A 22,523-nucleotide genomic window follows, 5' to 3' on the forward strand; every position below is an offset into this window, starting at 1 on the left:
GGTGCGGAAGCCATTGATGCCCTGCTTCCAGGAAAAGCCTCTAAGCTTCAGATTACAAGTCATCGTACCCCAAACCGACACAGGTGGTCGGGTAGAGAATACCAAGGCGCTTGAGAGAACTCGGGTGAAGGAACTAGGCAAAATAGTACCGTAACTTCGGGAGAAGGTACGCTCTTGTTGGTGAAGTCCCTTGCGGATGGAGCTGACGGGAGTCGCAGTGACCAGATGGCTGGGACTGTTTATCAAAAACACAGCACTCTGCAAACACGAAAGTGGACGTATAGGGTGTGACACCTGCCCGGTGCCGGAAGGTTAATTGATGGGGTTAGCGCAAGCGAAGCTCTTGATCGAAGCCCCGGTAAACGGCGGCCGTAACTATAACGGTCCTAAGGTAGCGAAATTCCTTGTCGGGTAAGTTCCGACCTGCACGAATGGTGTAACCATGGCCATGCTGTCTCCACCCGAGACTCAGTGAAATCGAATTCGCCGTGAAGATGCGGTGTACCCGCGGCTAGACGGAAAGACCCCGTGAACCTTTACTACAGCTTGGCACTGAACATTGAACCTACATGTGTAGGATAGGTGGGAGGCTTTGAAGGCGTGACGCCAGTTGCGCTGGAGCCGTCCTTGAAATACCACCCTTGTATGTTTGATGTTCTAACGCAGGCCCCTGAATCGGGGTCGCGGACAGTGCCTGGTGGGTAGTTTGACTGGGGCGGTCTCCTCCCAAAGAGTAACGGAGGAGCACGAAGGTTGGCTAATCCTGGTCGGACATCAGGAGGTTAGTGCAATGGCATAAGCCAGCTTAACTGCGAGACGGACAGGTCGAGCAGGTACGAAAGTAGGTCATAGTGATCCGGTGGTTCTGAATGGAAGGGCCATCGCTCAACGGATAAAAGGTACTCCGGGGATAACAGGCTGATACCGCCCAAGAGTTCATATCGACGGCGGTGTTTGGCACCTCGATGTCGGCTCATCACATCCTGGGGCTGAAGTCGGTCCCAAGGGTATGGCTGTTCGCCATTTAAAGTGGTACGCGAGCTGGGTTCAGAACGTCGTGAGACAGTTCGGTCCCTATCTGCCGTGGGCGTTGGATGATTGAAGGGAGTTGCTCCTAGTACGAGAGGACCGGAGTGAACGAACCTCTGGTGTTCGGGTTGTCACGCCAGTGGCACTGCCCGGTAGCTAAGTTCGGAATCGATAACCGCTGAAAGCATCTAAGCGGGAAGCGAGCCCTGAGATGAGTCATCCCTGACCCCTTGAGGGTCCTGAAGGGCCGTTGGAGACCACAACGTTGATAGGCGGGGTGTGTAAGTGCAGCGATGCATTGAGCTAACCCGTACTAATTACCCGTGAGGCTTAACCATACAACACCCAAGAAGTGTTTCTGGCCTTGTAGCAAGTGCATGAACTACTTATAAATTCAGTGATAATGACAAAGCAAACTAGCTAGGTCGTTATTCACGTCAGCTTTCTGGATTGAAGAATTTGCCTGGCGGCCATAGCGTCGTGGAACCACCTGATCCCATGCCGAACTCAGAAGTGAAACGCGGTAGCGCCGATGGTAGTGTGGCATTCGCCATGCGAGAGTAGGACACTGCCAGGCACCCAACACGAAAACCCCGCTCAGTGAGCGGGGTTTTTTATTGCCTGAAATTCAGTGTTTTCGATGCCCCGCTTCATTCGTTCAGTATCTATTCACGACAGGTATTTGCTGGATATGAAAAGAACAGAATGTGATGCCTCTACCTTTCTTGTGATCCCCGCTCTGGTTTAATTCATCAGTCCACCACGATGGACCAAGGAATCACAATAATTTGAGGAATGGACATATGTTCAAAAGAACAGTAACGATGATACTGGCGGCGGGAACCCTGGTATTGGGCGGTTGTGCATCCAATGGTGGTGCTGAGTCGTCGGCCGGCAATGGCGATTTTGGTGGCAAGTCCATCTACCTGCGAGGGGAGATGAATGACTGGATGGCAACCGATGAGAGCAAGGTGGTCAAGGTGGCCGACAAGCTCTACATGGCCAAGGGCACGCTCAAGAAAGAGTGGGCCCCCTACAAGTTCAAATTTGCTGACTCCGGCTGGAGCTGCGGCACCAACTTCGGCTACAAGAGCCCGAGTGACGGCGTTGCGGTGCTGGGTGGTGAGGCTGTGCCGGTCAATCCCTGCTCCAAGTACGAAGACATGAAATTTTCACCAGAGGTGGACGGGGTCTACGAGTTCTATCTGAATATGGCCGGCGAGACGCCGACCGTATATGTCAAACAGCCCTGAGCTCAGTCTGAACGTTAAATCTTTCAGGAAATGAACCAGTTAAATGCCCCGGTCCAGAAATCTGCTGGCCGGGGCGTTTTTTTAGGATAGAATCAGCGCCCTCATGGCGGCAGGTGTACTATATATTGTGTCATTTTTATTTAAAGTCACTATTGGTTGTGTTTTCTGCCGCACGGTGACCTAGATGCATTCATATAAGGTTGATTGAATATGGCTAAATCCGAACCGGTACTGGCGAGTGAAACCGGCTCTCGCCTTATCCCCTTGCAAGAGACCTCTCTCGAAATCTGGGATAGCAAGTATCGCCTCAAAAGCAAGGATAGCGTGCCCGTCGATGGCAGCATCGATGACACCTACCAGCGAGTGGCCCGAGCCCTGGCCGAACAGGAGCAGGATCCGGCGGCCTGGTATGAACCTTTCCTGTGGGCGCTGCGCAATGGTGCCATTCCGGCTGGCCGCATCACCTCCAACGCGGGGGCCTTCGAACACAAGCCGGCGACCTCGACCATCAACTGCACTGTCTCCGGTACCATCGAAGATTCGATGGACGATATCCTCGGCAAGGTCCATGAGGCAGGCCTGACCCTGAAGGCCGGCTGCGGCATTGGCTATGACTTCTCGACCCTTCGTCCGCGCGGTGCTTTTGTCTCCGGTGCCGGTGCCTATACCTCGGGTCCGCTCTCCTTCATGGATATCTATGACAAGATGTGTTTCACCGTCTCGTCTGCCGGTGGTCGTCGTGGTGCCCAGATGGGTACCATGGATATCCGTCATCCCGATGTGATCGAGTTCATTCAGGCCAAGCGGGAAGATGGCCGCCTGCGTCAGTTCAACCTCTCCCTGCTCATCACCGAAGACTTCGTCAAGGCGGTGAAGGAAGATGCTCCCTGGTCGCTTATCTTCCCCTACACCGCCAAAGAGGTGGAGCTGGATGGCATAGCGCTCGACGACCCGGAGCTGGTGATTTGGGCCGACTGGCCCAACAAGGAAGGGGTGGTTTTCAACGAGCTGGGGCAGGTCGCCTGCAAAGTCTACAAGACCCTGCCTGCCCGCAAGCTGTGGAATGTCATTATGACCTCCACCTACGACTATGCGGAGCCCGGTTTCATCCTGATCGACAAGGTCAACCAGATGAACAACAACTGGTTCTGCGAAGAGATCCGCGCCACCAACCCTTGTGGCGAGCAGCCGCTACCGCCTTATGGCGCCTGTCTGCTGGGATCGGTCAACCTGACCCGCTTCGTGCGCGATCCCTTCACCGAGCAGGCCGCCTTCGACTGGCCCGCGTTTCGCAAGGTGGTGGCCATCTTCACCCGCATGCTCGACAACGTGGTGGAAATCAACCAGCTGCCGCTGGCCAAGCAGCGCGAGGAGATCGTAAACAAGCGTCGTCACGGCATGGGCTTCCTTGGCTTGGGCTCGACCCTCACCATGCTGCAGATCAAGTATGGCTCTGCCGCCTCCGTCGCCTTTACCGAGCAGGTTTCCCAGGAATTGGCCATGACCGGCTGGCAGGAGTCTCTGCAGTTGGCGAAGGAGAAGGGCCCGGCTCCCATCATGGAACAGGAGTTCGAGGTGACCGGCAAGATGCTGCGACTGCGTCCCGAGATGGCTGCCGATGGCATCAAGTTGGGCGACAAGGTGAAGGGCAAGGTGCTGCACGCGCGCTACAGCCGCTACATGCAACAGGTGGCCGAGGTGGATCCCGTGCTCGTTGCCGAACTGGCCGAAGTAGGTGGCCGCTTTACTCACCACAGCAGTATTGCACCGACCGGTACCATCTCGCTGTCGCTGGCCAACAACGCCAGCAATGGCATCGAGCCAAGCTTTGCCCATCACTATTGCCGCAACGTCATCAAGCCGGGCAAGAAGAGCAAGGAGAGCGTGGATGTCTACTCCTTCGAGCTGCTGGCCTACCGTGAGTTGGTGAATCCGGCCGCCATGCCCTATGCCGAGGATGAGGCGAGCCGGCTACCGGACTACTTCATCACCGCCGATGACATCAGCCCGGCCCAGCATGTGGATATTCAGGCCGCGGCCCAGCGCTGGATCGACTCCTCCATCTCCAAGACCGCCAATGTGCCGACCGATTTTCCGTTCGAGCAGTTCAAGGATATCTACATGTATGCCTCGGACTCCGGCCTCAAGGGCTGCACCACCTTCCGCTTCAACCCGGAGGCCTTCCAGGGCGTGCTGGTGAAGGAGAAGGATCTGGAGAACACTCAATACGAGTTCACTCTGGAAGATGGCTCCGTCATCACCGCCAGGGGCAATGAAGAGATCGAATACGACGGCGAGCTGCACACCGCTGCCAACCTCTATGACGCCTTGAAAGAAGGCTATTACGGTAAATTCTGAGAACGACATCATGGTCAAGAAGATCGACAAGAAAATCGTCGCCTATAAGGTGCACACCCGGGATGAGCCACAAGAAGATCTGGCACCGCAGGACGACGTGGTACACATGCACGAGACCGTGCTGCGCCCGGAGCGGCTGATGGGCACCACCTACAAGCTGAAGACGCCGGAACATGTCTCCGAGCACTCGCTGTTTATCACCATTAACGACATCATCCTCAACGAAGGCACTGTTCATGAGACTCGCCGTCCGTTCGAGATCTTCATCAACTCCAAGAGCCTGGAACACTACCAGTGGATCGTGGCGCTGACCCGCATCATCTCGGCGGTTTTTCGCAAGGGCGGGGATGTCACCTTCCTGGTGGAGGAGCTGCGCTCCGTGTTCGACCCCAAGGGTGGTTACTGGAACAAGGGCAAGTATGTTCCCTCCCTCATCGCCGAAATTGGCAACGTGATCGAGACCCACCTCACCGAGATTGGCATGCTCAAGGCTCCCGGGCTGGATGAACACCAGCAGGCGTTTCTGGCCGAGAAGCAGGCGGAACTCCAGGCTGAGCAGAACGAGGAAGCGCAGTCGGCCGGCAATGGCTTCCCGGCCAATGCCGCGCTCTGCTACAAGTGCCACACCAAAGCGCTGGTACTGAAGGATGGCTGCATGACTTGCCTCAACTGCGGCGATTCCAAGTGCGGTTAAGTAGATGAACCAGCAAAGCGACCGGCCACAGTGCCGGTCTTTTTTTTTTGCTGCTTTTATGCGCAAACGATCGGGGTGAACAAGCGATTTGTTGCGCGATGGTAAAATCGGGCGTAGCGTTGAAAGTAATAAAACTGTCACGGCCGTGTGGTTTCAATGACATCTGAGATTCACACACGTGGCACCTTCAGTGCCAAGGAGGATGCTTATGGACAATGCTGACCGAAAGCTGTTTATCCTGGATACCAACGTTCTGCTTCACGAACCCCTCGCCATCTACTCCTTCAAAGAGCACGACGTACTGATCCCCATGACGGTGCTGGAGGAGCTCGACAACATCAAGGATCGCCACAAGGATGTCAGCCGTGACGCCCGGGTGGCTATTCGGGCACTGGAGGATGTGTTTCGCGATGCCTCGACCGACGAGATCACCCAGGGCGTTCCTCTGGCCGGTGAGGCCAGTGGCCACATCTGCATCTTCAGCGATCACCATCTGCCCCAGGATGCCGAGGTGTTCACCGACAAGGAGGCGGACAACCGCATCATCAACGCCGCCCTCTATCTGCAAAAGCATGAGATGAAGCGCCAGGTGGTGCTGGTGACCAAGGATATCAACATGCGCCTCAAGGCCAAGGGAGCCGGACTGGCGCACGTGGAGGATTATCGCAGCGACCAGCTGATCGACGACATCCGGCTGCTGGCCAAGGGCTTTCAGGTGGTGCCCGGAAGTTTCTGGGAGCGGGTGGGGGAGTGCGAGAGCGAGACCCACGGCCGCGACACCATTCACGTCATTGATGACAAGCTGCTGGACGGCGTCCACGTCAACCAGTACCTGATCGATGAAGAGAACTTCTTCGCGGCCCGGGTGCTGAGCCACGATGGCCACAAGATCCGCCTCAAGGATCTGGGGCGTGAGCGCCTGCTGTCGCGCAAAGCCTGGGGCGTACATCCCAAAAACGTCTATCAAGGCATGGCGCTGGACGCCCTGCTCGATCCCCACATCGATCTGGTGATCCTGACCGGCCCGGCCGGCTGCGGCAAGACCCTGCTGGCCATGGCGGCGGCCCTGGAGCTGGTGATCGAGAAGGGGATCTACGACAAGGTGATCGTCACTCGTAACACCCCGGAAATCGCCGAGAGCATCGGCTTCCTGCCCGGCACTGAAGAAGAGAAGATGATGCCCTGGCTGGCGGCCATCACGGATACCCTGGAGGTGTTACACAAGCAGGACGAGAACATGAACGGGTCGCTGAGCTACATCATGGAGAAGGCCAACATCCAGTTCAAATCGGTCAACTTTATGCGCGGGCGCAGCATCCAGAACACCTTCGTGCTGCTGGATGAGTGCCAGAACCTGACGGCCTCCCAGATCAAGACCATCATCACTCGCTGCGGCGAGGGGACCAAGATCGTCTGCTCCGGCAACCTGGCGCAGATCGACTCCAACTACCTGAGCCCGGTGACCTCGGGTCTGACCTACATAGTCGAGCGATTCAAGGACTTCGATGGCAGTGCCAACATCTTCCTGAACGGGGTGATGCGCAGCAAGCTCGCCTCCTTTGCTGAGGAAAACCTCTGATTGCAGGCGGCCTCTGCCCATGCAAAAGGGGAAGCCAGCCGGCTTCCCCTTTTTGATCTCATCGCTGGTTTATTGCCCCAGATAGCGCAGCAGCCCGGGATGATCGCTCTGTTGCAGGATGGCCGGTGTGCCTTGCAAAGCGATGCGTCCCTCGTCGATAAAGAGCACCTGATCGGCGATAAGCTGGGCATCTTCAGAGAAATGAGGGGGAAACCATCGCTGTTAATTGTTCCTTTATGGTGCGGGAGTACAGCCAAGGTAGCGCAGCAGCCCGGGGTGATCGCTCTGTTGCAGGATGGCCGGTGTGCCTTGCAGGGCGATGCGTCCCTCGTCGATAAAGAGCACCTGATCGGCGATAAGCTGGGCATCTTCCGGATTGTGGGAAACCATCAACACTGTGATGCCCTGTTCACAGGCAAGGCGGGCGACTTCGGCCAGCATCTCCCGGCGCAGGGCGGGATCGAGTGCCGAGAAGGGCTCATCCAGCAGCAGCAGCGGCTTGCCACGCACCAAGGCACGGGCAAGCCCCACACGTTGTTGCTGACCACCGGAGAGCTGCTCCGGCAGACGTGTCAGCATCTCGCCAAGGCCCACTCGTGCAGCGGCATCTCTCACCTGTTCCCGCTGGGCAGGAGTCAGTCTCAGGCCTGGGTGCAGGCCGATGGCGATGTTGTCGAACACCGAGAGGTGCAGGAACAGGTTGTGATCCTGAAATAGGGTGGTGACCGGTCGCTCGGCCAGCCCCAGCGGCAGCAGATCCTGGCCGTCGAAGCTGAGAGCGCCAGACTCCACCGGCACGAAGCCGGCGATCATGCCGAGCAGGGTAGACTTGCCCGCGCCGCTTGGGCCGATCAGCGCGGTGATCTCCCCCTTCGGCAGCGTCGCCGTGAAGCTCACGCGCCAATCCGGGTAGCTGGTGACGAGGGTATCAATGTTCAGCATTCTTTCTTCCTCAAGGGGTCCGTTCGACCAGCCAGAACAGCCGCAGACACGGTAACGCAGGGGAGCAAGCTCCTTTGTCGCTCAATGCTCGACATGTTTCCCTCCAAGTCCCCGTTCGACTAGCCAGAACAGGGAAAAACAGAGCATCAGCAGCAGCAGGGCAGTGGCGGCCGCCTCGGTCAGGCGATAGCTGCCGAGTTGCTGATAGAGCAGCCAGGGCAGGGTAGTGAGCTCCTGGCTACCAAACATGGCGATGGCGCCAAGATCCCCCAGCGAGAGGATCATGGAGAGCGCCGCCGCCTGGGCCAGCGGGCGGCGCAGCAGGGGCCACTCCACCAGACGCAGGCGATGCAGGCCGTGTACCCCCAGGCTGTCGGCCAGCCGGTCATACTGGCGTACCACCAGCTGCATGGGAGCGGAGAGAGTGCGTAGCACATAGGGCAGTGCCATCAGGGCGTTGACCAGCACCACCAGCCAGGGACCGAGAGCAAACACGTCGGTGAAGGGCATGAACATGATGAACAGGCCGGTGGAGAGCACCACGGCCGGGATCATCAGGATCATGGAACCGCTGGCTTCCCACAGGGCGGCGGCCCGGCGCTTGTGTTCACGTACCTTGAGGTGACGACTGGTGAGCAGCAGGGCGGCCCCGAGCAGGGTGGCCAGGGTACCCGCCGCGAGCGCGATCAGGATCGACTGGCCACTGGCCTGCCATAGCCGGTTCGAGCTCAGCGCCGTCAGCAGGCCGGGGTGAAAACCGGCCACGACGATGGCCAGCAGTGGCGGCAGGAAGATGGCCAGCCCGCTGAGCAGTGCCAGAGTATCGACCGCGAGCGTGCCAGGCTGGTGGCGGTCTGGGCGCAAGCAGGGGCGGCGTGAGCTCAGACGGTTGGCCGGTGTGGTTTGCAGCTTGTGCTGCAGCAGGAGCAGGGCGGCGGTCAGCAGCAACTGCACCAGCGCCAGTCCGCCGGCGGTGGCGAGATCGAAATCAAAGCGCAGCGCCTGATAGACGGCTACCTCCAGGGTGGTGGACTTGGGGCCGCCGCCGAGGGCCAGTACGGTCGTGAAGCTGGTGAAGCAGAGCATGAAGATTAGGCTCGCCAGACCCGGCAACTGGGCCCGGATCAGCGGCCACTCCAGCAGCCTGAAGATGTGGGAGGAGCGCATGCCGAGCTGGCTGGCGAGGCGCCAGGAGGATTCTGGGATGCTCTCTATGCTCTGCAGAAGGAGGCGCGCCGCCAGCGGCATGTTGAAGAAAACGTGGGCCAACAGGATGCCGAACAGACCGTAGAGGTAGTTGCCGGGATCCAGCCCGAGGGAGCGCAGCAACTGCGGCAGCCAGCCCTGCTTGCCGTGTACCGCGACGATGCCGAAGATGGCGATGATCACCGGCAGCACCAGGGAGAGGCCAAACAGCTTGAGCAGCAGGCGGCGACCGGTAAAACGGCGCCGGGCCAGGGCGCGGGCGACCGGGATGGCGAGCCCGAGGCTCAGCAAAGTGGAGAGCAGCGCCTGCCCGAGGCTGAAACCCAGTACGTGGCGCAGGTAGGGATCGGCCAGCAGGGTGCGAGGGGAGAGCCCCCCGGCCTGCCACAACAGGGCCGCGAGCGGCCCCAGGGACAACAGCAGGATCAGGCCGGTGGCTGCGCTGCCAGGCAGCCACCAGAGAGGGCGAGTTCCTGATTTCACGAAGAGACGATTCACTGGGTGACGGCTTGCAACCACTCGCGGATCCACTCCTTGCGATGGGTGGCGACCTCATCGGCAGTGAAGGCCAGCGGCTTGCTGACGGTGATCATCTGCTCGAATCCTTTGGGCAACGGCATGTCTGTCACCGGATACATCCAGTTGCCGGTGGGGATCTCCTGCTGGAAGGCGGGGCTCACCATGAATTGCAGGAACTGGTTGGCCAGCTTGTCCTGCGCCGTGCTCTTGAGTTTGGCCGCCACTTCAACTTGGCGATAGTGCCCCTCTTCGAACGCGGCTGCCTGATACTGGGGCTTGCTCTCGGCGATGAGATGGTAGGCCGGGGAGGTGGTGTAGGAGAGCACCATGTCAGCCTCGCCATCGAGGAACATGCCATAGGCCTCTGACCAACCCTTGGTGACGGTGACCGTCTTCTTGGCAAGTTGGGCCCAGGCGGCAGGAGCCTGGTCGCCATAGACGCTCTTCATCCACAGCATCAACCCCTGACCCGGGGTGGAAGTGCGGGGATCCTGGTAGATCACCTTGATATCGGGGCGTTCCACCAGCTCTTTCAGGCTCTTGGGCGGTTGCTTGAGCTTCTCCTTGTCGTAGACGAAGGCGAAGTAGCCGTAGTCATAGGGCACGAAGGTGTCATCCTGCCAGCCGCCCGGCACTTTCAGACCATCCAGCTTGATGGTGTGAGGGGCGAACAGGCCGCTCTGCTTGGCTTCACTCAGCAGGGCATCATCCAGCCCCAACACCAGATCGGCCTTGCTGTGTTTGCCTTCCAGTCGCAGCCGGTTGAGGATGGCGACGCCATCTTCCAGCGCCACCAGATTGAGGTTGCAGCCGCACTCCTTCTCGAAGGCCTGCTTGATCTTGGGACCAGGCCCCCATTCGGCGGCGAAGGAGCTGTAGGTGTAAACGGTGAGGGTATCGGCCGCGAAGGCGCTGGCCGAGAGCAGGCTGGTGGCAACCAGCAGCAGGGTTTTCATCGAGGGCACTCCCTGTGAGTCACGAGGTGCCATCGGTATGGTGTTTGGCGATGGCACCTCTGGGGTTGTGAAGTGCCAGCGGATGAGGGCGCCCGCAACGGGAGCCATGCCTCAAATTCCTCCGCCAGCATTATCTGGATCAGGTATACGGGTATAATCTCAGCGGCAAGCCGCACCCCGTTTGAGAAACGAACCGCATTGTATTAACGTTCTTGGGGGGAGGCCAGCACTATGTTTCTGCAGGCCGTCGAGATGGCGCCAGTACAACAGAGGATGCTCGCGTGATAACCAATACCAAGGAAAGACGCGCCTTCCAGCGCATGATCATCAATGCTCCCGTTACCATCTTTCAGCAACAACAGGTGCTGGAGGGGATCTGCCGGGACCTCAGTGCCAACGGCATGGGGATCGCCATTGCCGAATACCGGCTGGATGTAAATCAGCCCATCCGGGTGAGCCTTGCCACCAACAACAACCTGTTGCCCCCCTTCGAAGCCCAGGCCCGCATCATACGGGTACTGGAAGAGGAAGAGGGGCTGCTGCTGGCCGTCGAGTTTCAACCCCTCGGCTGAGCCCTTGTTGATATGACCCATGAATCGACCGGCAACCCGCCGGTCGATTTTATTTTGGCCTCCGTCAGGGGGTTGCCTGCACCGGCTGGATGCTCAGTTGCCCGCTGTCGATCAGCGTCTTGCTGGTCGGCGCTATCTGGCCGGGAGGGAGCTCCGCCGGCCCCGTGGGTTCCAGCAGCAGATAAGTCTGCCCCTGCCAGCTGATGGTCTCATCCCCGGGCTGGGCGGGCAAGTCGACGGCCAGCAGCGCATGACCCGGCACGAAGACCATGGCCTGTTTAAGCTCGGGAAAGAGCTGGGCAAGCAGGGCTGCCATCAGGGTAACCTTGCTGTCGCAGTCGCCGCGATTTTGCATCAGCACTTGGCGCGGCGTGAGAAAGCCCTTGCCCAGCCGTCCCCCCAGATTGTCCAGCTGCAGATAGGGAATGCTCTGGATGAAGGTGAGCATATGGGCCGCCGTTTTCTGGCGCGCCTCCACTTCGGTGCCACCCTCCTGCTTGAGCTGGGCAGCCAGCGGGGCCAGCTCGCCGCGGCTCTCCAGCGCGATGCGCACATGATCCTGTTTGACGGCCAGCTGTCCATCGGGCGGGGTGAAGTATTGAAAGTAGTGCTTGTGCAGCCAGGCCTCTTCGGCCTTGTTGCGCTCGGCTTCCAGCCAGGCCATCGCCTCGCCGGCCTTGTCCGGATTGCGGCTCTTCATGTGCAGCTCGAGTGAGGGGCGGGCCAGGGTAAATTGTACCTCCGGGTATTGCTGGCGTACCTGGCGCAGCAGTCCCTGCAGCACCTCTTCTTGCATTCGTGCCGGGCGGTAAGCGATGAGGGGAGGCAGCTTGCCCGCTTCCAGCCGGTAGGTGAGCTGCTGACGTTCTCCCTTGCTGTCTTGCCAGCCGACATTGTTCTGGCCACCACTGACATTGAAATAGGTTTGTTCGGCGCTGGCCGGCAGCGCAAACAGCAGGGCGGCGAGCAGCGGAACTGGCATGGCTTTCATCGAGACTCCTTTGCAGGTGCGCACTCCCTGGCACCCATGACCGGACAATAAAACGGGGAGCCAAGGCTCCCCGTTGATTCTACTCGTTTTATTGCAATCAGCTCGTCAAATCCAGCTCGGCTGTTTTGCTTCGAAGGCGCTGATGGCGGCCTCGTGCTGCAGAGTCAGGCCGATGGCGTCCAGCCCGTTGAGCAGGCAGTAACGGCGGAATTCGTCGATCTCGAAGCTGAAACTGAGCGCACCGGCCCGCACCTGATTGGCCTCCAAGTCCACTTCGATCTCGATGCCCGGCTGGGCGGCGACCAGCTGGAACAGGGCGTCGACCTCCTCCTCCTTCAGCCGTACCGGCACCATGCCGTTGTTGATGGCGTTGCCGTAGAAGATGTCGGCAAAGCTTGAGGCGATCATGGTCTTGAAGCCGTAATCCGCCAGCGCCCAGGGGGCGTGCTCGCGGCTCGAGCCGCAGCCGAAGTTCTCGCGAGCCAAGAGGATGCTGGCGCCGGCGAATTGTGGCTGGTTCAGCACGAACTCGGGGTTGGGCTGCTGGCCCGCATCGTCCAGAAAGCGCCAATCGTGGAACACGTGCTTGCCAAAACCAGTGCGGTTTACCTTCTGCAGAAACTGCTTCGGAATGATGGCGTCGGTGTCGACGTTGGCGCTGTCGAGGGGGACGACGATCCCTTTATGCTGTTTGAACCCTGTCATCTTGTTCTCCTCGTAATTACAGCGCGCGAATGTCGGCGAAACGGCCGGTAACGGCGGCGGCGGCGGCCATGGCCGGGCTCACCAGGTGGGTACGGCCGGCACGGCCCTGGCGCCCCTCAAAGTTGCGGTTGCTGGTGGATGCGCAGCGCTCGCCTGGCTGCAGGCGATCGTTGTTCATCGCCAGGCACATGGAGCAGCCCGGCAGGCGCCACTCAAAGCCGGCCTCGATGAAGATCTTGTCCAGCCCCTCGGCCTCGGCTTGTGCTTTCACCTGCTCGGAGCCCGGCACCACCAGCGCCTGTACCCCGGCGGCGACCTTGCGGCCACGGGCAATGGCGGCGGCGGCGCGCAGATCCTCGATGCGGCTATTGGTGCAGGAACCGATAAACACCTTGTCGATGGCGACCTCGGTGAGCTTCTGGCCGGCATTGAGCCCCATGTATTCCAGCGCCTTGCGGGCGGATTGCTGCTCGATGAGATCGGCAAAGCTCTCGGGGGAGGGGATGGGGGCATTGACGTCGATCACCTGGCCCGGGTTGGTGCCCCAGGTCACCTGCGGTGCGATATCGGCGGCTTCCAGCACCACTTCGGCGTCGAACTTGGCGCCTTCGTCGCTCTTGAGGCTCTGCCAGTAGGCGATGGCCTGTTCCAGTGCCTCACCTTTGGGAGCGAACTCCTTGCCACGGATATAGTCGATGGTGGTTTGATCGGGGGCAATCATGCCCGCCTTGGCGCCGAGCTCGATGGCCATGTTGCACACCGTCATCCGCCCTTCCATGGTGAGTCCTTCGATGGCCTCACCGGCGAACTCCACCACATAGCCGGTACCGCCGGCGTGGCCGACCTTGCCAATGATGGCGAGCACCACGTCCTTGGCGCTGATCCCCTCGGCCAGCTTGCCGCGTACGCTGATGCGCATGGTCTTGGCGCGCCCCTGTTGCAGGGTCTGGGTGGCCATCACGTGCTCGACCTCGGAGGTGCCGATGCCAAATGCCAGCGATCCGAAGGCGCCGTGGGTGGCGGTGTGGGAGTCGCCGCAGACGATGGTGGTGCCGGGCAGGGTGATGCCGAGCTCGGGGCCCATCACGTGGACGATACCCTGGTACTTGTGGTTCAGGTCATAGAGGCGAACCCCGAACTCCTTGCAGTTGGCGGCCAGGGTCTCCATCTGGATGCGGGCCATCTCGCCGGAGGCGGCGATGTCCTTGGTGGTGGTGGAGACGTTGTGATCCATGGTGGCCCAGGTCAGATCCGGGCGGCGCAGCTGGCGGTTCATGGCGCGCAGGCCGTCGAAGGCCTGCGGGCTGGTCACTTCATGCACCAGGTGGCGGTCGATGTAGATGAGGGGCGTTTCGCCTTCCACTTCCCGCACCACGTGGGCGTCGAATACTTTCTGATAGAGGGTCTTGGCCATTGCTCAGTTTCCTTGTTATCGATTCCGTGGCGTCAGATGCGGGCGGCGATCTGGTCACCCATGGCGGCGGTGCTCTGTACCGGGTGGCGGGCGCTTGCCTGGTGCAGGTCGGCGGTGAAGTAGCCTTCGGCCAGGGTCTGGGCCACGGCCTGCTCAATGGCCTGGGCGGCAGCTTCCTGGCCCAGGCTATAGCGCAGCATCAGGGCGGCGGAGAGGATCTGGGCTATGGGGTTGGCGATGCCCTTGCCAGCGATGTCCGGCGCCGAGCCACCGGCCGGTTCGAACAGGCCGAAACCGGATTCGTTCAGGCTGGCGGAGGGGAGCAGCCCCATGGAGCCGGTGATCATGGCGCATTCGTCGGAGAGGATGTCACCAAACAGGTTGGAGCAGAGCAGCACGTCGAACTGGGACGGATCCTTGATGAGCTGCATGGTGGCGTTGTCGATGTACATGTGATTCAGCGCCACGTCCGGATAGGACTTGGCGACTTGTGTCACCACCTCGCGCCACAGGATGGAGGAGGCGAGGACGTTGGCCTTGTCGATGGAGGTGACCTTGCCCTTGCGTACCTGGGCGGACTCGAAGGCAATCTTGGCGATGCGCTCGATCTCGAAGCGATGGTACACCTCGGTGTCGAATGCCTTCTCGGTGGGGCCTTCACCCTCGCGCCCCTTGGGCTGACCGAAGTAGATGCCACCGGTCAGCTCGCGCACGCAGGCGATGTCGAAACCGCGATCGGAGATGTCGGCGCGCAGCGGCGAAAACTGCTCGAGACCGGTATAAATGCGGGCCGGGCGCAGGTTGCAGAACAGCTTGAAGTGGGCGCGCAGGGGCAAGAGGGCGCCACGCTCCGGCTGATCGTTGGGGGGCAGGTGCTCCCACTTGGGACCACCGACCGAGCCGAACAGCACGGCGTCGGCGGCTTCGCAGCCTTTGATCGTGCTCTGGGGCAGCGGAGTGCCGTGGTTGTCGATGGCGATGCCGCCGACGTCATGGCGATCGTACTCGAGATTGAAGCCGAACTTGGCCTGCACTTTTTCCAGCACCTTGACGGCCTCGGCCATCACTTCCGGGCCAATGCCGTCACCCGGCAATACTGCGATCCGATAACTGCTCATACTGTCTCCGTCTTGATATTGTTATTGCGTTCCATCTGTTCGGCGACCTGGTCGGCGCGCCAGATGCTGTTGATCACATGCAGCAGGGCATGGGCTGATGATTCGATGATGTCGGTGGCCAGTCCCATGCCATGGAATTTGCGTCCCTTGTACTCGGCGACGATATCGACCTGGCCGAGGGCATCTTCCCCTTCCCCCTTGCTCTTGAGGGCGTATTTGTCGATGCGGATCTCGTAACCCGTGATGCGGTTGATGCACTGGTAAACCGCATCCACCGGACCATTGCCGGTGGCCGCCTCGCAGACCAGATCCTGCCCCACCTTGAGCTTGACCGAGGCAGTGGCGAGCACCGAGCTGCCGCTCTGCACCCCGAGGTACTCCAGCTTGAAGTGCTCCGGCTCTTCGTGGATCTGGCTGAAGAAGGCGAGAGCTTCCAGGTCATAGTCGAACACCTGCCCCTTCTTGTCGGCCAGAGTCAGGAACTTGGCGTAGAGATCGTCGAGGCTGTAGCTGCTCTCGGCGTAGCCCATGGACTCCATCCGGTGCTTGATGACGTGTCGGCCGGAGCGGGAGGTCATGTTGAGGTTGTTCTGGGTCAGGCCGATGCTCTCGGGGGTGATGATTTCATAGGTGTTTTTCGCCTTGAGCACGCCATCCTGGTGGATGCCGGAGCTGTGGGAGAAGGCGTTGGCACCGACGATGGCCTTGTTCGGCTGCACCGGCATGTTGCAGAGTTGGCTGACCAGGGTGCTGGTGCGATGAATTTCGCTGTGGCGGATGTTGGTGTGCACCCCGAGCAGGTCGGCGCGGGTTTTGAGGATCATCGCCACCTCTTCCAGCGAACAGTTGCCGGCCCGCTCGCCGATGCCGTTGATGGTGCACTCGATCTGGCGAGCGCCCATCTGCACGGCACCGATGGAGTTGGCCACCGAGAGGCCCAGATCGTCGTGGCAGTGCACCGAGATGATGGCCTGGTCGATGTTGGGTACCCGGTTGAACAGGGTCTGGATGATGCCGGAGAACTCGGTCGGGACCGTATAGCCCACGGTGTCCGGAATGTTGATGGTGCGGGCTCCGGCCTTGATGGCGGCTTCCACCATGCGGCAGAGGTTATCGATCGGGGTGCGGCCCGCATCCTCGCAGGAGAACTCCACGTCATCGGTGTAGCGGCGGGCGTGCTTGATGGCGCCGATCCCCATCTCCAGCACGTCCTCGAAGCTCTTCTTCAGCTTGCTTTCGACATGGATGGAGGAGGTGGAGATAAAGGTGTGGATGCGAAACGCCTCGGCGACTTTGAGCGCCTCACCGGCGGCATCGATGTCTTTTTGCAGAGCCCGGGCGAGGGCACAGACCCGGCTATTCTTGATGTGGCGGGCGATGGTCTGCACCGACTGGAAATCGCCGGGGGAGGAGACCGGGAATCCCACTTCCATGACATCGACACCGAGCCGCTCCAGGGCCTGGGCTATCTGCAGCTTCTCCTTGACCGTCAAACTGGCGGCCAGAGCCTGCTCACCATCACGCAAGGTGGTGTCGAATATGATGACCCGATCTGACATGTGACTTCCCTCTTCCTAAGTTCGGTGACGTGCATCCTGCGGCGGCATAAAAAAACCCGTGCAGGGTGCACGGGTTTTTGTAAATTCCGGCTATACCTGAGCCCGGCTACAAGGATCCCGCGCGAGTCAACGCGATTAGGGAGATTAGTAGTAGCGGGGTGGCAATATGCATGACGGTGTTATTCCTTCCTGTCGGTAACGCCTTTACCAATATCGAGATTTTTATGCTGTGTCAACACGGGCGGCCAGGGGCAATCTGCTGACGTATTTAATCGGATTGTAAAGGATTGCAAATTTCCTTGTCCCATATTCGGCCCATGACTGATTATTCGGTCATTCCTGCTGTACTCGATTCTTTGCACAACCAGATCGACTTATCAGCATTGGCTGAATTATCTGAGGTGTTAAATGGAAAAACGTAGACCTGGTCGTCCGGTCGGGCGTTCTGACATTCGTGACAAACTGCTGGCTGCCGCTCGCGAGCGCTTTCTCTCCACTCCCTACAGCAAGGTCACTACCCGCGAAATCGCCGAGTTGGCCGGCTCCAATCTGGCGATGATCCACTACTACTTCGGCAGCAAAGAGGGCCTCTACAAGGCGGTGCTGGGAGATGTGGCCGAGCCGCTGGAACACGCCTGGCAGGATGAGCACAGCAACCACAGTCTCAACGAGTTGCTCAACACCTACTACCAGGTCATGGCGCCGAACAGCGAGCTGACCTCCGCCATCTCCAGTGCATTGTCGACCGAGAAAAGCCCGGGACGGGATTTTGTGCTGAGTCGTCTGCTGGAGCGCCAGCTGCCCCAGTTTGATGCGCTGCTGGAATCCATGAAGTCCAACGGTGAACTGGGTGACAACCTGGATCCCGAGATGCTGAAGGTCTCCTTCCTCAGCATGATGTGGCAGCCGTTCGTGATGAAGGATCTCTACGAGCAGGTGTTCGGCCTGAAGGTGGATGAGCACTTCATGGCCCGTCTGGCGGATCACAACTGCCGTCTGATGGAAAACGGTCTGCGTGGCAGCCTGAACTAAATACGCCGAGGCATACCGCCTGGCAGTCATCAAAAGGGCCCTTCGGCCCTTTTTTCATAAATCTGTTATCCCCCGTTCAACACCCTGTCATCCCTCTTTCCTACCCTGCCATGAAAGCTCAAGGAAGGAGAGAGTCATGAACAAACTCCAGCAATGGGATCTGCAGGTATGCCGGGTCTGCCTGCTGCATGCCTACAACCGGCCACAGGCAAGAGTCAGTCGGCTGATTTCCCGCACCGGTGATGGCCCGCTTTATGGCGTGCTGGGGGCCTTGCTCTGGTGGCAGGGGGAGCGGGAACTGGTAGGGCAGGTATTGCTCGCCTTTGCCCTCGAGCTGCCACTCTATCTATTGCTGAAAAACAGCCTCAAGCGGCAGCGTCCGGTGGGGCTGCCGGTCTTCATCACCCCCTCTGATCGTTACAGCCTGCCCTCCGGTCACACCGCCGCCGCCTTTCTGATGGCCACCCTGCTGGCCACGGCGTTTCCGCTCTGGGCCCCCCTGCTATTTGGCTGGGCCGCCCTGGTGGGGGCATCCCGATTGTTGCTCGGGGTGCATTATCTCAGCGATCTGGTGGCCGGCGCCCTGCTCGGCGGTGGCTGCGCCATGCTGGTACTGCTCTGGAGTCAGGGATGAGAATACTGTTCGGGGTGCAGGGCACCGGCAATGGCCATATCAGTCGCAGCAGAACCCTGGCCCGGGCTCTGCGCGGCGCCGGGGTCGAGGTGGATTATCTGTTCAGCGGCCGTCCCGCCGACGGCTACTTCGACATGGCGGAGTTTGGCGCCTATCGCGCTTTCTCCGGGCTCACCTTTGTCACTCATGAAGGCAAGGTGTCTCCCTGGCGTACCCTGCTGGCGGCATCGCCGCTCACCTTCTGGCGGGATCTGCACTCCCTTGATTGCCACGAATATGACCTGGTGGTGAGCGATTTTGAGCCTCTCACCGCCCACGCCGCCCGCCGTTATCACAAGCCGAGTCTCACCATCAGTCATCAGGCCAGTTTCAACTGGCCCATCCCCCGCTGGGGAGAAGATGGCCTGAGTCGCCAGCTGATGCGCCACTTCGCCCCCGTTTCCCGGCCGCTCGGATTGCACTGGTTCCATTTCGGGCAACCCCTGTTGCCACCGGTGATCGACCCTCTGGTTGCGGCGCCTGACAACGGCAACATCCTGGTCTATCTCCCCTTCGAGCAGACCGAAGCCATCGCGGCCCTGTTGTCGCGTTTCAGCCAGCAACGCTTCGTCTGCTTTCATCCGGCGATCCGCAACGTCAGTCAATGGCGCAACCTGCGCTTCGAGCCCCCCTCCCGTGAGGGTTTCCTTGAGGTGCTGCGTGGCTGCCGCGGAGTCATCTCCAACGCCGGATTCGAGCTGGCGAGCGAGGCCTTGTCTCTTGGCAAGAAGCTGCTGGTCAAGCCGCTGCACGGCCAGTTCGAGCAGTTGACCAACGGCAAGACGCTGGAGATGATGGGGCTGGCGACCCTGATGGATTGCCTCGACGCCAACCAGGTTCGCCACTGGCTCGACAGCGCCGCCCCGGGAGTGATCAGTTACCCGGATGTGGCGGGCGAGGTGGCACGCTGGCTGGCGGCAGGGGCCGAAGAGAGCGTGCCCGCCCTGTCACGGCGGCTCTGGGCCCGTACCCTGTTTCCGGAAGAGGTCTGCGATCGCCTGAGCGAGCTGGAAGGGGGCGAGAGTTTGTCCGGTTGCTGGTTATCGCAAGTCAGTGTTGTCAACTAGACTGAAAGGCGAGCCGGCAAGATGCGAAGAGGAGGGAAGTAATGCGCTTTACCAATGAAAATGGCGAAACCATGGATCTGGCAGACAACCTGACATTGCACGAACTGCTGGACATGGGCGTCAGTATCTCTGTCAGCGAGGAGACGGATCCGGATCAGCAGATCTGGCTGGCCGAGCCGGAACAGGATCACTGAGTCACCCGCAACGATAAAGCCCACCGATCAATCGGTGGGCTTTTTTATGGCCGTCACTGCCCTCATCGGGACGATCCGCTGGCTTTTCATCGACTTACTTCCCGTTTGTGTTACCGCCATGGTAGCAAACCATTGAATGTTAATAGCCGGTTGAAATCTATGACTGTTTCGGTCAGACAAAGCCGTGGACAAGCGTTCACGGGCAGGTTAAGTTGGTTTTTCACCCGATTCTCGGGTCAATGATGGAAAAATCCTTTTTTTCTGCTGTCGGCGGGGCTGAATTGGCCCGATCTGCATTCAGATAACAACAAGAAACGGATTGGGCTGTGCCGGGAAGCACGGTGCTGTCGACGGGATTCGCTAAACGGAGCAAAGCCTGGAGGGCTTTATCATGGAGATGTTATCAGGCGCCCAGATGGTGGTTAGAGCGCTGGAGGATCAGGGAGTCGAACACGTATTTGGCTACCCGGGTGGTTCGGTGCTCGACATCTACGACGCTCTCTTCGAAAACGGCAAGATGGAGCATGTTCTGGTGCGGCACGAGCAAGCCGCTGTGCACATGGCTGATGGTTACGCCCGTTCCACCGGCAAGGTGGGAACCGTACTGGTGACCTCTGGCCCTGGCGCGACCAACTGCATTACCGGTATTGCCACCGCCTACATGGATTCCATTCCGCTGGTGATCCTCTCCGGCCAGGTGCCGACCAGCATGATCGGCGAGGATGCGTTCCAGGAGACCGACATGATCGGCATCTCCCGCCCGGTGGTGAAGCACAGCTTCCTGTGCAAGAAGGCGAGCGACATTCCCGAGGCCATCAAGAAGGCCTACTACATTGCCGCCAGTGGCCGCCCGGGGCCCGTGGTGGTGGATCTGCCCAAAGACGTGCAGAACCCGAAAGAGAAATTCCCCTACCAGTATCCGGAGACGGTCTCCCTGCGCTCCTACAACCCGACCAAGTCAGGTCACAAAGGCCAGATCAAGCGCGCCGCCAAACTGCTGGTGGAGGCCCAGCGCCCCGTGATGTACGTGGGGGGCGGTGCCATCAACGCCAATGCGGATCATCTGGTAACCAAGCTGGCCGAGCTGTTGAACCTGCCGGTGACCACCACCCTGATGGGGCTGGGGGCCTTCCCGGGTACCCATCCGCAGTTCATCGGCATGCTGGGGATGCACGGCACCTTCGAAGCGAACAAGACCATGCACAACGCGGATCTCATCTTCGCCGTGGGTGCCCGCTTCGATGACCGCGTCACCAACAATGTGGCCAAGTTCTGCCCCAACGCCACCGTGGTGCATATCGACATCGATCCCACCTCCATCTCCAAGACGGTGCAGGCCCATGTACCCATCGTCGGCTCGGTGGAAACCGTGCTGGAGCAGATGCTGGAAGTGATCCGCGAGAACGACTTTGACAACGACAAGCAGGTGATGGCGGACTGGTGGGAGCAGATCAACCAGTGGCGCTCCCGTCACTGCCTCGCCTACGAGACCTCGCCCACCCAGATCAAGCCGCAGCAGGTGATAGAGACCCTCTACAAGGTGACTCAGGGCCAGGCGTTCGTCGCCTCCGACGTGGGCCAGCACCAGATGTTTGCCGCCCTCTACTACCCGTTCGCCAAGCCGCGCCAGTGGATTAACTCCGGCGGCCTCGGCACCATGGGCTTTGGCATTCCGGCCGCAATGGGGGCCCAGTTTGCCAACCCGGATGCGGTGGTCTGCTGCGTCACCGGCGACGGCTCGGTGCAGATGAACATCCAGGAGCTCTCTACCTGCATGCAGTACGGGGTGCCTATCAAGATCATCTCCATCAACAACCGAGCGCTGGGCATGGTCAAGCAGTGGCAGAAGATGTTCTATGGCGGCCGTCACAGCCACTCCTACATGGAATCCCTGCCGGACTTCGTCAAACTGGCGGAAGCCTACGGCCATGTCGGTATCGCGGTGAGCGATCCGGCCGAGCTGGAGAGCGCCATGGAGAAGGCGTTTGCCATGAAGGATCGGCTGGTGTTCATGGACATCTCGGTCGACCCGGATGAGCACGTCTATCCGATGCAGATCAAGTTTGGTGCCATGGACGAGATGTGGCTGAGCAAGACGGAGAGAACCTGATGAGACATATAATTTCCGTTCTGCTGGAGAACGAATCCGGCGCCCTGAGCCGGGTGGTGGGCCTCTTCTCCCAGCGCGGCTACAACATCGAAACCCTGACCGTGGCTCCCACCGAGGATCCCACCCTGTCGCGCATGACCATAGTCACCATGGGGGATGAGCGGGTGCTTGAGCAGATCCAGAAGCAATTGCACAAGCTGGTGGACGTGCTCAAGGTGTGCGATCTCAGCGAAGGGGAGCACATCGAGCGGGAGATCGCGCTGGTGAAGGCGCGCGCCGCCGGTGGTGGTCGCGACGAACTCAAGCGCCTGGCGGATATCTTCCGTGGTCAGATCGTCGATGTAACCCCGGAGCAGTACACGGTGCAGCTGGTGGGCACCAGCGAGAAGCTGGATGCCTTCATCAAGACCGCCGCCCAGACCAACGAGATCATCGAAGTGGTGCGCTCCGGTGTCTGCGGCATCTCCCGCGCCGACAAGGCGCTGCGTCCCTGATGCAGGTGCAAGTCCGCGGAGCAAGATAAAGACACCCATGATACAGGGGGCTCTGCGG

At 60.0% G+C, this 22,523-nt stretch carries 19 protein-coding genes, 2 rRNA genes, 1 pseudogene and 1 riboswitch (1 of these 23 only partly in view); of the genes and pseudogenes, 13 read left to right on the forward strand and 9 right to left on the reverse strand.

Going from position 1 to position 22,523, the window contains the following annotated elements:
* The 6 genes from LA321_RS09810 to LA321_RS09835 all read left to right on the forward strand — a co-directional run.
* A 23S ribosomal RNA gene (locus tag LA321_RS09810) occupies positions 1 to 1,367 on the forward strand (it extends 1,522 nt beyond the left edge of the window).
* 124 nt (positions 1,368 to 1,491) lie between these two features.
* Positions 1,492 to 1,606, forward strand: a 5S ribosomal RNA gene (gene rrf / locus LA321_RS09815).
* A gap of 226 nt (positions 1,607 to 1,832) precedes the next feature.
* Positions 1,833 to 2,282, forward strand: coding sequence for a pullulanase (locus LA321_RS09820; RefSeq protein WP_042070203.1), 450 nt, complete (start codon positions 1,833 to 1,835; stop codon positions 2,280 to 2,282).
* A gap of 210 nt (positions 2,283 to 2,492) precedes the next feature.
* On the forward strand, positions 2,493 to 4,640 hold the full coding sequence (locus tag LA321_RS09825) for an adenosylcobalamin-dependent ribonucleoside-diphosphate reductase (RefSeq protein WP_042070202.1): 2,148 nt from the start codon (positions 2,493 to 2,495) through the stop codon (positions 4,638 to 4,640).
* 10 nt (positions 4,641 to 4,650) lie between these two features.
* A complete protein-coding gene (locus LA321_RS09830; RefSeq protein WP_026455905.1) occupies positions 4,651 to 5,334 on the forward strand; it encodes a TSCPD domain-containing protein in 684 nt (227 codons plus the stop codon).
* Between the two features lie 208 nt (positions 5,335 to 5,542).
* Positions 5,543 to 6,913, forward strand: a complete 1,371-nt coding sequence (locus LA321_RS09835) for a PhoH family protein (RefSeq protein ID WP_042070200.1) — start codon at positions 5,543 to 5,545, stop codon at positions 6,911 to 6,913.
* A 69-nt stretch (positions 6,914 to 6,982) separates the two neighbouring features.
* On the opposite strand, the pseudogene LA321_RS09840 reads toward LA321_RS09835, so the two are convergent.
* The 4 genes and pseudogenes from LA321_RS09840 to thiB all read right to left on the reverse strand — a co-directional run.
* A pseudogene (locus tag LA321_RS09840) lies at positions 6,983 to 7,117 on the reverse strand (thiamine ABC transporter ATP-binding protein); the annotation flags it as partial.
* A gap of 30 nt (positions 7,118 to 7,147) precedes the next feature.
* Positions 7,148 to 7,855 carry a thiamine ABC transporter ATP-binding protein gene (thiQ, locus tag LA321_RS09845; RefSeq protein ID WP_042070198.1) on the reverse strand — a complete coding sequence of 236 codons (708 nt, stop codon included), beginning with the start codon at positions 7,853 to 7,855 and terminating at the stop codon, positions 7,148 to 7,150.
* Positions 7,856 to 7,936: 81 nt separating this feature from the next.
* Positions 7,937 to 9,559, reverse strand: a complete 1,623-nt coding sequence (gene thiP, locus LA321_RS09850) for a thiamine/thiamine pyrophosphate ABC transporter permease (protein WP_042070197.1) — start codon at positions 9,557 to 9,559, stop codon at positions 7,937 to 7,939.
* Positions 9,556 to 10,536, reverse strand: a complete 981-nt coding sequence (gene thiB, locus LA321_RS09855; RefSeq protein ID WP_042070196.1) for a thiamine ABC transporter substrate binding subunit — start codon at positions 10,534 to 10,536, stop codon at positions 9,556 to 9,558. The genes thiP and thiB overlap by 4 nt, the downstream gene beginning before the upstream one ends.
* Positions 10,537 to 10,635: 99 nt before the next feature.
* A riboswitch (TPP riboswitch) is annotated at positions 10,636 to 10,726 on the reverse strand.
* Positions 10,727 to 10,817: 91 nt separating this feature from the next.
* Between thiB and LA321_RS09860 the strand changes: the two genes are divergently transcribed.
* Positions 10,818 to 11,108, forward strand: coding sequence for a PilZ domain-containing protein (locus LA321_RS09860; RefSeq protein ID WP_042070195.1), 291 nt, complete (start codon positions 10,818 to 10,820; stop codon positions 11,106 to 11,108).
* 64 nt (positions 11,109 to 11,172) lie between these two features.
* Here LA321_RS09860 and LA321_RS09865 read toward each other — a convergent pair whose 3' ends face one another.
* From LA321_RS09865 to leuA, 5 genes are all read right to left on the reverse strand, one after another.
* Entirely contained in the window at positions 11,173 to 12,099 is a 927-nt protein-coding gene (locus tag LA321_RS09865) for a hypothetical protein (protein WP_042070193.1), read from the reverse strand.
* A 105-nt stretch (positions 12,100 to 12,204) separates the two neighbouring features.
* Complete coding sequence (gene leuD, locus LA321_RS09870; RefSeq protein ID WP_042070191.1) at positions 12,205 to 12,804, reverse strand: 3-isopropylmalate dehydratase small subunit; 600 nt, start codon at positions 12,802 to 12,804, stop codon at positions 12,205 to 12,207.
* 16 nt (positions 12,805 to 12,820) lie between these two features.
* A complete protein-coding gene (gene leuC / locus LA321_RS09875; RefSeq protein WP_042070189.1) occupies positions 12,821 to 14,218 on the reverse strand; it encodes a 3-isopropylmalate dehydratase large subunit in 1,398 nt (465 codons plus the stop codon).
* 32 nt (positions 14,219 to 14,250) lie between these two features.
* Positions 14,251 to 15,336 (reverse strand): 3-isopropylmalate dehydrogenase, encoded by a 1,086-nt coding sequence (gene leuB / locus LA321_RS09880; protein ID WP_042070188.1) that lies wholly within the window; start codon positions 15,334 to 15,336, stop codon positions 14,251 to 14,253.
* Positions 15,333 to 16,895 (reverse strand): 2-isopropylmalate synthase, encoded by a 1,563-nt coding sequence (leuA, locus tag LA321_RS09885; RefSeq protein ID WP_026455913.1) that lies wholly within the window; start codon positions 16,893 to 16,895, stop codon positions 15,333 to 15,335. Before leuA ends, leuB begins: the two co-directional genes overlap by 4 nt.
* 408 nt (positions 16,896 to 17,303) lie before the next feature.
* Here leuA and LA321_RS09890 point away from each other — a divergent pair, with 408 nt between their 5' ends.
* The 6 genes from LA321_RS09890 (at position 17,304) to ilvN (ending at position 22,465) form a co-directional block, all read left to right on the forward strand.
* Positions 17,304 to 17,927: a TetR/AcrR family transcriptional regulator gene (locus LA321_RS09890; protein WP_026455914.1), complete on the forward strand. Its 624-nt coding sequence runs from the start codon at positions 17,304 to 17,306 to the stop codon at positions 17,925 to 17,927.
* 136 nt (positions 17,928 to 18,063) lie between these two features.
* Complete coding sequence (locus LA321_RS09895) at positions 18,064 to 18,561, forward strand: phosphatase PAP2 family protein (RefSeq protein ID WP_042070187.1); 498 nt, start codon at positions 18,064 to 18,066, stop codon at positions 18,559 to 18,561.
* On the forward strand, positions 18,558 to 19,667 hold the full coding sequence (locus LA321_RS09900) for an MJ1255/VC2487 family glycosyltransferase (RefSeq protein ID WP_042070185.1): 1,110 nt from the start codon (positions 18,558 to 18,560) through the stop codon (positions 19,665 to 19,667). The genes LA321_RS09895 and LA321_RS09900 overlap by 4 nt, the downstream gene beginning before the upstream one ends.
* A gap of 41 nt (positions 19,668 to 19,708) precedes the next feature.
* Entirely contained in the window at positions 19,709 to 19,861 is a 153-nt protein-coding gene (locus tag LA321_RS09905; RefSeq protein ID WP_156130703.1) for a hypothetical protein, read from the forward strand.
* 391 nt (positions 19,862 to 20,252) lie between these two features.
* Positions 20,253 to 21,971 carry an acetolactate synthase 3 large subunit gene (locus LA321_RS09910; protein ID WP_042070183.1) on the forward strand — a complete coding sequence of 573 codons (1,719 nt, stop codon included), beginning with the start codon at positions 20,253 to 20,255 and terminating at the stop codon, positions 21,969 to 21,971.
* Positions 21,971 to 22,465 (forward strand): acetolactate synthase small subunit, encoded by a 495-nt coding sequence (gene ilvN / locus LA321_RS09915; RefSeq protein WP_026458423.1) that lies wholly within the window; start codon positions 21,971 to 21,973, stop codon positions 22,463 to 22,465. Before LA321_RS09910 ends, ilvN begins: the two co-directional genes overlap by 1 nt.
* Positions 22,466 to 22,523: the final 58 nt, after the last annotated feature.

This window comes from Aeromonas enteropelogenes, from assembly GCF_020097295.1.
Lineage (GTDB): Bacteria > Pseudomonadota > Gammaproteobacteria > Enterobacterales > Aeromonadaceae > Aeromonas > Aeromonas enteropelogenes.